Annotated in this window: 11 protein-coding genes; 4 read left to right on the top strand and 7 right to left on the bottom strand. The window is 73.5% G+C overall.

All coding sequences use genetic code 11. The features are described 5' to 3' along the window. Positions 1-26: 26 nt before the first annotated feature. The 3 genes from C0R66_RS03990 to cysS are packed head-to-tail and all read right to left on the bottom strand — an operon-like array spanning position 27 to position 4,009. A complete protein-coding gene (locus C0R66_RS03990; RefSeq protein ID WP_241901561.1) occupies positions 27-1,547 on the bottom strand; it encodes a metallophosphoesterase in 1,521 nt (506 codons plus the stop codon). 16 nt (positions 1,548-1,563) lie between these two features. Continuing rightward, positions 1,564-2,538, bottom strand: coding sequence for a 23S rRNA (guanosine(2251)-2'-O)-methyltransferase RlmB (rlmB, locus tag C0R66_RS03985; protein WP_101523614.1), 975 nt, complete (start codon positions 2,536-2,538; stop codon positions 1,564-1,566). A 1-nt stretch (position 2,539) separates the two neighbouring features. Continuing rightward, complete coding sequence (gene cysS, locus C0R66_RS03980; protein ID WP_101523613.1) at positions 2,540-4,009, bottom strand: cysteine--tRNA ligase; 1,470 nt, start codon at positions 4,007-4,009, stop codon at positions 2,540-2,542. Between the two features lie 88 nt (positions 4,010-4,097). Between cysS and C0R66_RS03975 the strand changes: the two genes are divergently transcribed. Together C0R66_RS03975 and C0R66_RS03970 are read left to right on the top strand one after the other, a co-directional pair. Further along, positions 4,098-5,333: a peptidase C39 family protein gene (locus C0R66_RS03975; protein ID WP_101523612.1), complete on the top strand. Its 1,236-nt coding sequence runs from the start codon at positions 4,098-4,100 to the stop codon at positions 5,331-5,333. 20 nt (positions 5,334-5,353) lie between these two features. Continuing rightward, entirely contained in the window at positions 5,354-6,163 is an 810-nt protein-coding gene (locus C0R66_RS03970; RefSeq protein WP_101523611.1) for a ceramidase domain-containing protein, read from the top strand. On the opposite strand, the gene C0R66_RS03965 is transcribed toward C0R66_RS03970, so the two are convergent. Beyond that, positions 6,144-7,667, bottom strand: coding sequence for a molybdopterin-dependent oxidoreductase (locus tag C0R66_RS03965; protein WP_101523610.1), 1,524 nt, complete (start codon positions 7,665-7,667; stop codon positions 6,144-6,146). The two genes, C0R66_RS03970 and C0R66_RS03965, sit on opposite strands and share 20 nt — an antisense overlap. Before the next feature lie 21 nt (positions 7,668-7,688). Here C0R66_RS03965 and ispF point away from each other — a divergent pair, with 21 nt between their 5' ends. Then, positions 7,689-8,177 (top strand): 2-C-methyl-D-erythritol 2,4-cyclodiphosphate synthase, encoded by a 489-nt coding sequence (ispF, locus tag C0R66_RS03960; protein ID WP_101523609.1) that lies wholly within the window; start codon positions 7,689-7,691, stop codon positions 8,175-8,177. A gap of 113 nt (positions 8,178-8,290) precedes the next feature. Further along, positions 8,291-9,142 (top strand): alpha/beta fold hydrolase, encoded by an 852-nt coding sequence (locus C0R66_RS03955; RefSeq protein ID WP_101523608.1) that lies wholly within the window; start codon positions 8,291-8,293, stop codon positions 9,140-9,142. Here the strand turns inward: C0R66_RS03955 and C0R66_RS03950 are convergent. Genes C0R66_RS03950 through nirB form a run of 3 tightly spaced genes read right to left on the bottom strand, consistent with a single transcriptional unit; the run spans position 9,112 to position 13,155 of the window. Further along, on the bottom strand, positions 9,112-10,251 hold the full coding sequence (locus tag C0R66_RS03950) for a uroporphyrinogen-III synthase (protein ID WP_199286807.1): 1,140 nt from the start codon (positions 10,249-10,251) through the stop codon (positions 9,112-9,114). The genes C0R66_RS03955 and C0R66_RS03950 overlap by 31 nt on opposite strands. Beyond that, positions 10,238-10,591: a nitrite reductase small subunit NirD gene (gene nirD, locus C0R66_RS03945; RefSeq protein ID WP_101523607.1), complete on the bottom strand. Its 354-nt coding sequence runs from the start codon at positions 10,589-10,591 to the stop codon at positions 10,238-10,240. Before nirD ends, C0R66_RS03950 begins: the two co-directional genes overlap by 14 nt. Beyond that, complete coding sequence (nirB, locus tag C0R66_RS03940) at positions 10,588-13,155, bottom strand: nitrite reductase large subunit NirB (protein WP_101523606.1); 2,568 nt, start codon at positions 13,153-13,155, stop codon at positions 10,588-10,590. Before nirB ends, nirD begins: the two co-directional genes overlap by 4 nt. Positions 13,156-13,172: the final 17 nt, after the last annotated feature.

Raw genomic sequence — 13,172 nt, 5'->3', positions numbered from 1 at the left:
CCGAGGCGTGAGTCACATCCCACAGGTCAGACGGTGCCCGGGTAGCTCAGCTCCTGGTAGTCGCCCACGAAGTACTTGCCGTCCGTGCGCAGCCGGACCAGCTGCAGCCCGACCGGGCGCCCGGTGTCGTCGTAGGTGATGAGCGTGACCTCGGCATCGCGCCGAGGCTTGCTCCCGACCGCGATCGCGTACGCCGCTCCCCCGGTGGTGCCGTTGGTCCACGAGTAGCCCACGTCGCCCTCGGGACCGTCGTAGCGGGTGGGTCCGCCCTGCACGTGCAGGTGCCCACCGACCACCAGGTCGGCGCAGCCGCGCTCCAGGGCCTCCCGCCCGAGCTTGGCGTCGTGCACCAGGATCGTGTCGATCCGCTCCTCGGAGCCGCAGGCGGTGTCCGCGATCCTGCTCTCCACCTCCGCGAAGGAGAGCCCGGTCTCGTCGCGCCAGTTGCCGAGCCCGCTGCTGCGGGGGTCGTCGACGCCGAGGATGAGGCCGCCCGCCGGACCCTCGGCGACCTCGCCGACCAGCCGGGTCCAGCCGAGCTCCCCGAGGTAGTCCCCCACGAAGGGCCCGTTGTCGTGGTTGCCGGTCACCGCCCAGCGGTCCAGGTCGGAGAAGGAGTCGTCGAGGGAGTCCAGCGAGAACGCCTCCCAGGGCTTGCCGGTCGAGGTGTCGTCACCGGCGTCGAAGACCCCGGTGGCCCCGGCCCGGTCCGCGATCGCGCGGGCCACCCGGTCCATCCCCACGTTGTCGTGCCGGTCGGAGACCATGAGCACCACGGTCTCGTCCTCCGCGGGCTCGCGCAGCTCGATCTCGCCGGCCGCCTCGGCGGCGGCGGCGTACCACTCACGGCTGGTGGCGTAGGTGTCCACGGCACTGGCGATGAGCCTCTTGGTGCTCGAGCTGGTGATGTCGACCCGCACCTCGAGCCCCTGCGCCTCCTCGGGCACCGGTACGCCGGGGCCCAGGAACTCCGCCAGCGGCATCCAGGCCCGGGTCCGGTCCACCTCGCTCTCGTCGCCGAACCAGGGCTGCCACAGGGCCAGCACGACCGCGACCGCCAGCCCCGCCCCCAGCAGCGGCCGGGCGTGCAGGCCACGGATGCCCTCGACCAGGTCCCGGCGCCGGGAGGCGCCCAGGAGCAGGAAGCCCAGCACCGGGATCGCGGCGACCGCGGCGCCGCGCAGCGCCGAGGCCAGGGCCATCTCCACCACCAGCTCACGCACCTTGGCGATCTGGGCCTCGGAGTTGGCCGCGATCAGCGCGTAGCGCTCGAAGAGCTCCTCCGAGGAGGTGGCATCGGTCTTGCCCAGCACCACGCGCACCCCGACCTGGCTGGGCAGGGCGAGGCGAACGTCGGGCAGCACCGGACCGGTGGCCAGCACCACGTGCCCGTCCAGGGTCGGCTGCACCACCGCGTCGTGTCCGGCGAGCACGGTGGTGCGGCTGCTGTTGAGGAACAGGGTGGTGCCGATCGCCAGCGCCGCCACCAGCCAGACGAGGAGCAGCAGTGAGCGGCGCAGCAGCACCGGGGTGGGGATCCGGGGCACGGTCAGGCCAGCAACCTCAGGCCCTGGCCTGCGAGATCGCGTAGAGGGTCACCGAGGCCGCCACCCCGGCGTTCAGCGACTCCAGCTGGTTGGCCATCGGGATGGAGACGAGCTGGTCGCAGGTCTCGGCCACCAGGCGGGAGAGCCCCTTGCCCTCCGAGCCCACCACGACCACCAGCGGCCCGTCGGCGAGCCCTTCCGGGCCCGTCAGCTCGGGCAGGGTGACGTCCCCGTCGGCGCTCAGGCCGATCACCATGCAGCCCGCGCTCTGGTAGGCCTTGAGCTGGCGCACCAGGTTGACCGTCTGGGCCACCGGCGTACGGGCCGCTGCTCCGGCGGAGGTCTTCCACGCCGAGGCGGTCATGCCGGCCGCGCGGCGCTCGGGGATCAGCACGCCGTGCGCGCCGAACCCCGACGCCGAGCGCACCACGGCGCCCAGGTTGCGGGGGTCGGTGACCGAGTCGAGCGCCACGATCAGCGGCTGCTCGCTGGCCTCCGTGGCGCGCTCCAGCAGGTCGTCCGGGTGGGCGTACTCGTAGGCCGGCATGCGGGCGGCAAGTCCCTGGTGGACGGCGCCGGCGGTCATCCGGTCCATCTCGTTGCGGGTGACCTCGAGCATGGAGAGACCGAGCTCGGCGGCGAGCTTGAATGCCTCGCGCAGGCGGCCGTCGCGCTCGGTGCCCTCGGCGATGTAGACGCCGGTCACCGGGATGCCGGCGCGCAGCACCTCCAGGACGCTGTTGCGCCCCGCGACCCACTCCGCCTCGGTGCTCTTGGGGCCCTGGCTCCTGGAGCTCTGGCGCTTGGGACGCGCGGCCTGCTTGCGCTCCTCCTTCGCCCGCTCCTTGTAGACCTTGTGGTTGGGGCGCTCCTCGGCGCGGGGCGTCGGCCCGCGGCCCTCGAGGGCGCGCTTGGGCTTGCCGCCGGAGCCGACGGTGGCGCCCTTCTTGGAGGTGCGGATGGCGCCCTTGCGCTGTGAGTTGCCTGGCATGTCAGTTGCTTCCCTCTACTGGTGTCTGACCCAGCGACCACGACGGGCCGGAGGGAGTGTCCTCGATCTCGATGCCGGCGGCCTTGATCCGGTCCCGGATGGCGTCGGCGGTGACGAAGTCCTTGGCCGCGCGCGCCTCGGCGCGTTGCTCCAGCAGCCCGGCCACCAGCACGTCGACGGCGGTCGTGAGCTGCTCGGTGACCGCGCCCGCGCCGGTGCCCCAGGCGGGCTCGGCCGGATGCAGGCCCAGCACGTCGAGCATCGCCAGCACCGCGGTGCGGCGCTGGCCGGCGCCCTCGAGCTCGCCGGAGTCGAGCAGCTTGTTGCCCTCGCGGGCAGTGTCGTGGATGACCGCGACGGCCGCGGGGGTGCCGAGGTCGTCGTTCATCGCCGCGACGAACGCCTCGGGGAGCTGCCCGGGCGCAGGTCGTACGTCGTCCTGGGCGCCAGGCTGTGCGCCCGCCGGCGCGGCGGCCGCTGCGCGGTCCAGGAAGTTCTCGATGCGGCGGAAGCCGACCGCGGCCTCGTCCAGGGCCTCGAAGGAGAACTCGACGTGGCTGCGGTAGTGCGCCGCCACCAGGTAGTAGCGCAGCTCGATGCCGCGGTAGCGACCAAGTACCGCCGGGATGGTGAGGCTGTTGCCCAGCGACTTGCTCATCTTCTCGCCGGCGGTGGTGATCCACGCGTTGTGCATCCAGTAGCCGGCGAACGGGTGCCCGGCGGCGCGGGACTGCGCCTGCTCGTTCTCGTGGTGGGGGAAGCGCAGGTCGACGCCGCCGCCGTGGATGTCGAAGGCGGTGCCGAGGTACTTGCCCGCCATCGCCGAGCACTCGATGTGCCAGCCGGGTCGACCCCGGCCCCAGGGCGAGGGCCACGACGCGGTCACCGGCTCGACCTCGGACTTCCAGCCCTTCCACAGGGCGAAGTCGCGGGGGTCCCGCTTGCCGCGGGGGTCGGCGTCCGCGGCGGCCTCCATGTCGTCGATGCGCTGCCGGGTCAGCTCGCCGTACGTCGGCCAGGAGCGGACGTCGAAGTAGACGTCGCCGGACCCGTCCTGCGCCGCGTAGGCGTGGCCGCGCTCGATCAGCGCGGTGATCATCTCGATCATCTCGGGCACGTGCCCGGTCGCGTTCGGCTCGTAGGTCGGCGGCGCCACGTTGAGGGCCGTGTAGGCACGGTCCAGCTCGCGGTGCATGTCGTAGGCGAGGTTGTACCAGGGCCGGCCCTGCTCGGCGGCCTTGGTGAGGATCTTGTCGTCGATGTCGGTGGTGTTGCGGATGAAGGTGACCTCGTAGCCGAGCACCTTCAGCCAGCGCTGCAGCACGTCGAAGTTGACCCCGGAGCGCACGTGGCCGACGTGCGGCTCGCTCTGCACGGTCAGGCCACACACGTAGACGCTCGCCCGGCCCTCCTCGAGGGGGACGAACTCGCGCACGTCGCGCGCCGCGGTGTCGTAGAGGTGGAGAGTCACGGTTCCCAGTCTATGGGCGGGCGATGCCCGGGTTCGCATCCGTGGTTTCGGGTGACTCCTGGGGCTGGTGTGACCTATCTTCGTGACTGTGCCTCCCCTTCCTCGCCTGTCCCGCCTCGTCCCGCCCCTGGCCGCCGCGGTCGCGGTGACGCTCTGCGCGGCGCTGCCGGTGCCCGCCGGTGCGGACGAGCCGGCTCCGAGCGCCCGCCGCAGCGCCACCTTCGTGGCCCACACCTCCTTCGACACCGCGGTCCAGCTGCGCTCCGGCACCCGGGCTGCGACCAAGGTGGCCAAGGGCTCGGTGCGGCTGAAGTCGCCCAAGAACACCCGCACCTTCAGCGGTCGCCGGTACGACGTCGGCACCTGGACCTCCCCCTGGGTCACCGAGTCCTCCGACCTCTCCGAGCTGATCCCGTCCTGGCAGGCCACCACGCCGGGCGACAGCTGGATCGAGGTCCGGGCCCGGGTCCGCACCGCCTCCCAGACCATCGGCTCGTGGGACACCATGGCCCGCTGGAGCTCGACCGGCCGCTGGATCAAGCGCAGCAGCCTGTCGGGCCAGGACGACGACCTGGCCCGGGTCAACGCCGACACCCTGCAGGTCCCCGCCGGCGCGACCGGTTGGCAGCTCCGGGTGAAGCTGATGCGCCGCACCGGGTCCAAGGCCCAGCCCTCGCTGGACCGCGTCGGCGCCATGGCCAGCCGCGTGCAGCCCCGGACCGCGGGCACCCCCGCCTCCAAGGCCGGCGTCGCGGCCGGCACCGTGCTCGACGTGCCGACGTACTCCCAGATGACCCACCGCGGGCACTACCCGCAGTGGGGCAACGGGGGCGAGGCCTGGTGCTCGCCCACCTCGACCGCCATGGTCCTGCAGTACTACGGGGTCAATCCGGCCGCGGGCCAGGCCTTCACGCCGGCCGGCCACGCCGACGGCATCGTGGACTGGACCGCGCAGCAGGTCTACGACCACGGCTACCGCGGCACCGGCAACTGGGCCTTCAACACCGCCTACGCCGGCACCCTGCTGCGCAGCAGCCACGTCACCCGGCTGCCCGACCTCGCCGCCGCCGAGCCGCACATCCTGGCCGGCACGCCGCTGATCGTCTCGGTCGCGTTCGGCCGCGGGCAGCTCACCGGCGCTCCGATCAGCGCCACCGCGGGCCACCTGATGGTGCTGGTGGGCTTCACGCCCCAGGGCGACGTGGTGGTCAACGACCCGGCTGCGCCCACGAACGCCTCGGTGCGCCGCACCTATGACCGCGCCCAGTTCGAGAACGCCTGGCTGGGCGGCTCCGGCGGCATCGCCTACGTCCTGGAGGACTGAGCCGTGGGAGCGGCGCGGGCGTGAGCACCGCTGGTTCGCGCCGTAGCGCCCGCCCCCTGCTCGCCGCTGCCGCGACGGCGCTGGTCTCGGCCGTGCTGCTGGCCCTCGCGGTGCGGCACGGCTGGCTGGGCCCGGATGTGGGCCGCGGCGACGAGTTCTGCGAGGCCGCCCGCGACGGCCGGGTGCGACAGCCCGCCAACGCCGCCTCGAACGCCGGCTTCGTGCTGGCCGGCCTGCTGATCGCCGCCCGAGCGGGGCACCCCGACCGGCTCGGCGACGTGCTGCCCCGGCACCGCGGCCTGGCCACCGCGATGGCCTGCCTGGTGGTGCTGCTGGGTCCCGCGAGCGCGGCCATGCACGCCACCCAGTCGGCGGCCGGCGGCTGGCTGGACCTGACCTCGATGTACCTGGTGGCCTCGTTCGCCGCCTCCTACGCGCTGCTGCGCTGGCGGCAGTGGCCCACCACCGCCTTCTGGGCGACGTTCGCGTCCCTGGTGGCGGCCTGCGAGCTGATCGGCCTGCTCGGCGACGGCGTCCCGGTCGTCCGGCACCCGGGCAACGTGGCGTTCGCGCTGCTCCTGGTGCTCGCCGTCGTGCTCGAGGTCCGGCTGTGGTCCCGCGGGCCCGCCCGCACCCGGCTGCGCCTGGGCGCGCTCGCGCTGGCCACGATGCTGGTCGCGTTCGGCATCTGGAACCTCGGCCAGCACGGCTGGTGCGACCCCGGCTCCTGGGTCCAGGGCCACGCGGTGTGGCACCTGCTGGGCGCCGTCGCGGCGTACCTGCTGTTCCGGCTCTACGCCAGCGAGCGGGTCACGCCTCCTCGGCGGTGAAGTCCACCTCGTGCCAGCCGGTGGCGCCGTCGGGCACCACGTCGGTGCGCACGCCGGTCTGCACCTGACCGTCCTCCCCGGTGGCACGCACCCGGATCAGGTGGTCCCCCGGCGCGACGTCGAGCGTGGCCGCCCACTGCACCCAGGTGTCCTTGCTGCCCTGCCGAGCCAGGTCTGCGCCGATCCACGGACCGCCGTCGAGCGCGACCTCGACGGCGGCGATGCCCACCTGCTGGTGCCAGGCGGTGCCGCCCACCCGGAGCTGCCCCGCCGGGACCGACTCCCCCGAGCGCGGTACGTCGACCCGCGAGGAGAGCTTGACCGGTCCCCGCTCCGCCCAGCCCCGCTCGGTCCAGAACGCCGTGACGTCGGCGAAGCGGGTGACCTCCAGGTCGACGACCCACTTGCAGGCCGACACGTAGCCGTACAGGCCGGGCACCAGGGTCCGCACCGGGAAGCCGTGCTCGATGGGCAGCGGCTCGCCGTTCATCGCCACCGCCAGCATCGCCCCCCGGCCGTCGGTCATCGCCTCCAGCGGGGTGCTGCACGTCCAGCCGTCGTCCGAGGTCTGCAGCACCGCGTCGGCCCGGGGGCTGACGCCAACCTCCGCGAGCAGGTCGGCGGTCAGGATACCGCTCCACCAGGCGTTGCCGATGAGCGGTCCGCCCACCGGGTTGGAGACGCAGTTGAGCGTGACCCAGGCCTCGGACAGGCCGCGGTCCAGCAGGTCCTGGTAGGTGAGCACCAGCTCGCGGTCCACCATCCCGTGGATCCGCAGCCGCCACTCGGAGGGGTTGATGGCGGGCACCGCCATGGTGGTGTCGATCAGGTAGAAGTCCTGGTTGCTGGTGCGCCAGGGCCGCACCCCCCGCACCCCGATGCGGTTGCGGCCCCCCGGGTCGGGGTCGGTGACGCCCGGGATCCGCAGCAGTCGCCGGCTCTCCTGCACGGCGCGCTTGCGGTTGCCCACGATGCGGCCCAGGCTGCCCAGCACGACGCCGACCAGCGTCACCGTCCCGGCGGCCAGCAGGAACGCTCGGCGACCCGGAGCCCCCTCCGAGGCCAGCTGCGCCTGGTCCCGCCTCAGCAGCGCCGCGAGCCCCAGCATCAGGACCAGCCACAGCGCCAGCCCCACGCCGATCGGGATGGTGTCGGTGGCGTCGGCACCGCGCTGGCCGAGCACGGCGAGCAGGCCGACCAGGGCCAGCGCGACCCACAGCAGCACCGACTGCCACCAGGCTCGCGACCACAGCCATCCGGCCAGGGCGAAGAGGCCCAGCAGCACCACGACCACCGCGCTGAGCAGGAACGGCTTGTCCCTGCTGCCCAGGATGTCGATGGCGCGCTCGGCCACCGGTCCGGGCGTCAGCCGCACCACCAGCTCGGCCACGGCCACCACCGGGGACTCGCGGATGGTGAGCAGGCTGGCGCACAGATAGCTCGCCGCCAGCCCGCCGATACCGGCGACCACACCGGCCAGGGCCCACGGGCGAGACGACGTCATGGCGCAGATTGTCTCTCAGGCATGATCGGGTGCGTGACCCCCCTTCCAAGAGTTGGCCTCGGCACCGACGTCCACCGGCTCGTCGAGGGGGTGCCCATGCACCTCGCCGGTCTGCACTGGCCCGAGGAGACCCACGGTCTGGAGGGACACTCCGACGCCGACGTCGCCGCCCACGCGGCCTGCGACGCCCTGCTCTCCGCGGCCGGGTTGGGCGACCTGGGGAGCAACTTCGGCACCTCCGAGCCGCAGTGGGCCGGCGCCTCCGGTGCAGCGCTGCTGGCCGAGACCGCGTCCCGGCTGCGGGCGGCCGGGTTCGAGATCGGCAACGTCGTGGTCCAGGTGGTCGGCAACCGTCCCCGGGTCGGGACCCGGCGGGCCGAGGCCGAGGAGGCGATGAGCCGGGCCCTGGGGGCGCCGGTGAGCATCTCCGCGACCACCACCGACGGTCTGGGACTGACCGGCCGGGGCGAGGGTGTCGCAGCAGTCGCCACCGCGCTGATCACGACATGATCGCCACCTCCGAGAGCACCAGGTGAGGAAGCCATGAAGACCTTCGACGGACTGCAGCTCCACGTCCGGGTGCACGGGCCCGACCCGGCCCCGGGCCAGGCTCCCCGGTCACCGTGGTGCTGGCCCACTGCTGGACCGCGGACTCCGAGGACTGGCACTACCAGGTCACCGACCTGCTCTCCCGCTACGGCCACGACATCCGGATCCTCACCTGGGACCACCGCGGCCACGGCCGCTCCGGGCCGGCTCCCGAGCCCTCCTGCACGGTGGCCAACCTGGCTCGGGACATGGGCGACCTGATCGACCTGCACGCCCCGCGCGGGCCGCTGGTGCTGGCCGGCCACTCCATCGGCGGGATGACGCTGATGGCCCTGGCCGAGCAGCGCCCCGACGTCCTCGCCCGGACCGCCGGCGCGGTGTTCGTCTCCACCTCCTCCGGCGACCTCGGCACCGTCACGCTGGGCCTGCCCGAGCTCGGCCCCCGGGTCAAGGCCAAGCTGCCCGAGGTGCTCGCGCTGCGCGCCAAGGCGCTGAGCCGCCGTACCCGCCGACGTACGCCGAGCATCGAGCGGTCGGTGGTCAACCGGTTCCTCTTCGGCGAGCCGCTGCGACCGCGCGACGCCGGGCTGGTGGTGGACCAGCTGATCAACTGCCCGCCGGCCACCATGCGGGGCTTCTACAACGACATGCAGCTGCACGCCCGGATCCCGGCCCTGGCGGCGTACGACCGGGTGCCCACCCGGGTGCTGGTGGGCGACCGGGACCTGCTCACCCCGCTCCCCCACGCCCGGACGCTGGCTGCGAACCTGCGCCGCTCCCGCCTGGTGGTCGCCCCCGGAGCCGGGCACATGCTCACCCTGGAGCGCCACGAGCTGGTCACCGAGCACCTGGTCGACCTGGTCGAGGTGGCCCTGGCCGAGCAGGGTCGGGGCGCTCAGTCCCCGGAGACCACCGAGAGCCGGTAGCCCCGCTTCACCACCGTCTGCACCACCCGCGCCCCGACGACCTGACGGAGCCGGGCGACCGCCATCTCCACCGCGTGCTCGGAGCCAGCGGTGCCCGAGGGCAGCGCGGCCAGCAGGTCGGCCCGCCCGACGACCCGGCCGGGCTGCTCGGCCAGGGCCCGGAGCACCGCCAGCGGAGCCGGGGTCAGCCGCACCTCGCGGGAGTCCAGCAGCACCTTGTCGCCGAGCAGCCGCAGCTGGTGGCCGCCGGCCACGTCCAGGCTGGTGCCCCGGCGGCGGGCCGGCAGCTCGTGCTCCAGCAGGGTGACCAGGGCGGCCAGCCGGGAGCGCTCGGGCCAGATCGTGGGCACCGCCCACTGCGCCAGCGCCGCGGCGGTGACCGGTCCCACGCTCGCGGCCAGCACCCGGGTGCGGAACGACTCGAGCATCGCAGCCCGGCGCCCCGTGACCTCCGCCGCCTCGAGCAGCGCCTTGACCGCCGGCGCCGCGGTGAAGGTGACCGCGTCCAGCTCGCCGTCGGCGATCAGGTCGACCATCCGGAACGTCGGCGCCGGGTCCGCGGCGGCCTCCACCCGGTAGACCGTCACCACCTGCACCACCGCGCCCTGCCGGCGCAGCGCGTGCGCCACCATCGACAGCGACTGCCCGTGCTCCTGGACCACGATCCGCTTGCCGGTCAGGTCCCGCCCGCGCAGGTGCGCCAGGACGTCGTCGAAGCACTCCGAGCTCGGCGACCAGAGCTCGCGCAGGCCTTCCGAGCGCAGCGCCCCGACCGTCTTGGGCCCGCGGGCGATGATCTCGGCGTCCGCGAGGTGCGCCAGCAGCGCCGCCCGGGTGCCCCACCGCTCGGTCGCTCCCAGCCAGGCCTTCATCCCGACGCCGGTGGTGGCCACCAGCATGTCGACCGGCTCGTCCATCACCCGGACGGTGGCCGCCCGCAGCGCCTCGTCCTCCACCCCGGCCAGCCCCGAGCGCAGCACCGGCGCCCAGTCCACCAGCGCCCCGCGCCGGCGCAGCAGGGTGATCTGCTCCTCGGCCTTGCGGGAGGCGGTCACCCCCACCCGCAGCCCCTCCAGCGGGCCGCCGGCGGGCCGGTCAGCCGGCGGCACGGCGTTCCTGGCGAGGGCCGATCAGCACCACCCCGTCCTCGACGCGGACGTCGAAGGAGGACACCGACACGTGCTCGTCGTCCAGGCACCGGCCGGTGCGCAGGTCGAAGGCGTGCTTGTGCATCGGGGAGGCCACGAAGTCGACCTCGCCGCGGCTGCCCACGATGCCGCGCGCCAGGACCGAGGCCCGGGAGAACGGGTCGTGGTTGCCGAGGGCGAACACGTCGTCGCGGTGGGTGCGGAAGATCGCCACCGCCTGGCCGTGCACCAGGGCCGCGACGCCGCGCTCGACCTCCAGGTCGCCGAACTTGCAGACCGGCTCCCACTCCTGCCCGCTCACTGGCCCACCCGGATCGTGCTGCCCAGCAGCACCGGCTCGGGCGGGTCGCCCATCACCGGCTGGATCTGCCCGCGTTCCTGGGTGAAGCTGATGGTGGGATCGGGGGTGCCGGGGGCGTTGACGAAGGAGACGAACCGGGACAGCTTCGCCGGGTCCTCCAGGGTGGCGCGCCACTCGTCCTCGTAGCCCGAGACGTGCCGGGCCATGGCGGCCTCGAGCTCGGCGCCCAGGCCGAGGGCGTCGTCGACGACCACGGCCCTGACCCGGTCCAGGCCGCCGTCCAGGGACTCCACCCAGACCGAGGTGCGCTGCAGCCGGTCCGCGGTGCGGATGTAGTACATGAGGTAGCGGTCCAGGAAGCGCACCAGCGTCTCGGTGTCGAGGTCGCCGGCCAGCAGCTGGGCGTGCGCCGGGGTGGCGCCGCCGTTGCCGCCGACGTAGAGGTTCCACCCCTTGTCGGTGGCGATCACCCCGAAGTCCTTGCCCCGGGCCTCCGCGCACTCGCGGGCACACCCGCTCACCCCGCCCTTGAGCTTGTGCGGCGAGCGCAGCCCGCGGTAGCGCAGCTCCAGGGCGATGGCCAGGCCGACGGAGTCCTGCACGCCGAACCGGCACCAGGTCGATCCCACGCACGACTTCACGGTGCGCAGCGACTTGCCGTAGGCGTGCCCGCTCTCGAAGCCGGCGTCGACCAGGCGCTTCCAGATGGCCGGCAGCTGCTCGATCCGGGCGCCGAACAGGTCGATCCGCTGGCCGCCGGTGATCTTGGTGTAGAGCTCGAAGTCGCGTGCCACCTCCCCGATCACGATGAGCTTGTCCGGGGTGATCTCGCCGCCGGGGATCCGCGGGACCACCGAGTAGGTGCCGTTGCGCTGGATGTTGGCCAGGTAGGCGTCGTTGGTGTCCTGCAGCCCGGCGGTCTCGCGCTCCAGGATGTGGGTGCTGGTCTGGCTGGCCAGGATGCTGGCGACCACCGGCTTGCAGACCTCGCAGCCGCGGCCGCGGCCGTGGCCCTCCACGATCTCGTCGAAGCGTCGGTAGCCGTGCACCGCGACCAGGTCGAAGAGCTCCTGGCGGGTCAGCGAGAAGTGCTCGCACAGCCCCTTGTCGACGACGCGACCCATCGCGGAGAAGTGCTCCTCGATGATGTTCTTGACCACCGGCACGCAGGACCCGCAGGTGCTCCCCGCCTTGGTGCAGGACTTCACGCAGGACAGGTCGGCGCAGGCGTGCCCGCCCTCCTCCGACGTCACCGCGGCGCCGATCTGGGCCTTGGTGACGTTGTTGCACGAGCAGACCACCGCGTCGGCGGGCAGCCCGAGCCGGACCGCATCGCCGGAGCGGGCCGGCAGGATGAGCTCCTCGGGGTTGGCCGGCAGCGCCATCCGGGAGGAGACCATCGGCCGCAGCACGCCGTACGCCGAGGCGTCGCCGACCAGGATGCCGCCGAGCAGGCGGTAGGAGCCGTCCTCGGCCTCGGAGACCACCAGCTTCTTGTAGACCCCGGCGACCGCGTCGGCGAAGACCAGCTCCAGGGCTCCCTCGGCTGTCGCGAAGGCGTCGCCGAAGCTGGCCACGTCGACGCCGAGCAGCTTGAGCTTGGTGGACATGTCGGCGCCCAGGAACGTGCCGGTGCCGTCCAGCAGGGCGTCCACGACCACCTCGGCCATCGAGTAGCCGGGGGCGACCAGGCCGTACATGGTGCCGCCCGGGGCGGCGCACTCCCCGATCGCGAAGACGTGCGGGTCGCTGCTGCGGCACTGCTCGTCGACCAGCACGCCGCCGCGCGGGGCGGTCTCCAGACCGGCGTCGCGAGCCAGCTGGTCGCGCGGGCGGATGCCGGCGGAGAAGACCACCACCTGCGCCTCGATCGCCTCGCCGCCGGCCAGGGACAGGCCCGACACCGAGGTCTCGCCGGTGATCGCCTCGGTGGCGACCCCCGCGTGCACGGTGACGCCCAGCTTCTCGATGTGGCGCACCAGGGTCTGCCCGGCGGCCTGGTCGAGCTGCACCGGCATCAGCCGCGGAGCCATCTCCACCACATGGGTCTCCAGGCCGAGCTGCACCAGCGCGTTCGCCGCCTCCAGGCCCAGCAGCCCGCCGCCGATCACCACGCCGGCCGTGGCGGTGCGCGAGGCGTCCCGGATCGCGTCGAGGTCCTCGATGGTGCGGTAGACGAAGCAGCCGTCCAGGTCGCGGCCCGGCACCGGCGGCACGAACGGCGCCGCCCCGGTGGCCAGCACCAGCGCGTCGTAGACCAGGGCCCGGCCGCCCGAGAGCGTCACGGTCCGGGTCGCGGCGTCGAGCCCGGTGACCTCGGTGCCGAGGCACAGGTGCACCCGCGGGTCGTCGTACGACCCGGTGGGGAGGAGGGACAGCGCGTCCGCGCTCTCCGCGGCGAAGTAGGAGGTGAGCGCCACCCGGTCGTACGCCGGGCGGGGCTCCGCGCCGACCACCCAGATGTCGTGGGTCTCGGTGAGCCCGCGCTCGATCGCGGCCTGCACGAACCGATGGCCAACCATGCCGTGACCGGCGACCACGAGAGTCTTCCGCTGGTGCGTCATGGACACTCCTTCCGTTG

The sequence above is a fragment of the Nocardioides houyundeii genome, from assembly GCF_002865585.1.
Lineage (GTDB): Bacteria > Actinomycetota > Actinomycetes > Propionibacteriales > Nocardioidaceae > Nocardioides > Nocardioides houyundeii.
This window is presented reverse-complemented; position numbering and strand designations above follow the sequence as displayed.

Bases quoted from the DNA above. Each gene is read 5' to 3' on its own strand.
- nirB (WP_101523606.1), bottom strand. From the start codon at position 13,155: ATGACGCACCAGCGGAAGACTCTCGTGGTCGCCGGTCACGGCATGGTT.
- ispF (WP_101523609.1), top strand. From the start codon at position 7,689: ATGATCGGGTGCGTGACCCCCCTTCCAAGAGTTGGCCTCGGCACCGAC.
- C0R66_RS03965 (WP_101523610.1), bottom strand. From the start codon at position 7,667: ATGACGTCGTCTCGCCCGTGGGCCCTGGCCGGTGTGGTCGCCGGTATC.
- rlmB (WP_101523614.1), bottom strand. From the start codon at position 2,538: ATGCCAGGCAACTCACAGCGCAAGGGCGCCATCCGCACCTCCAAGAAG.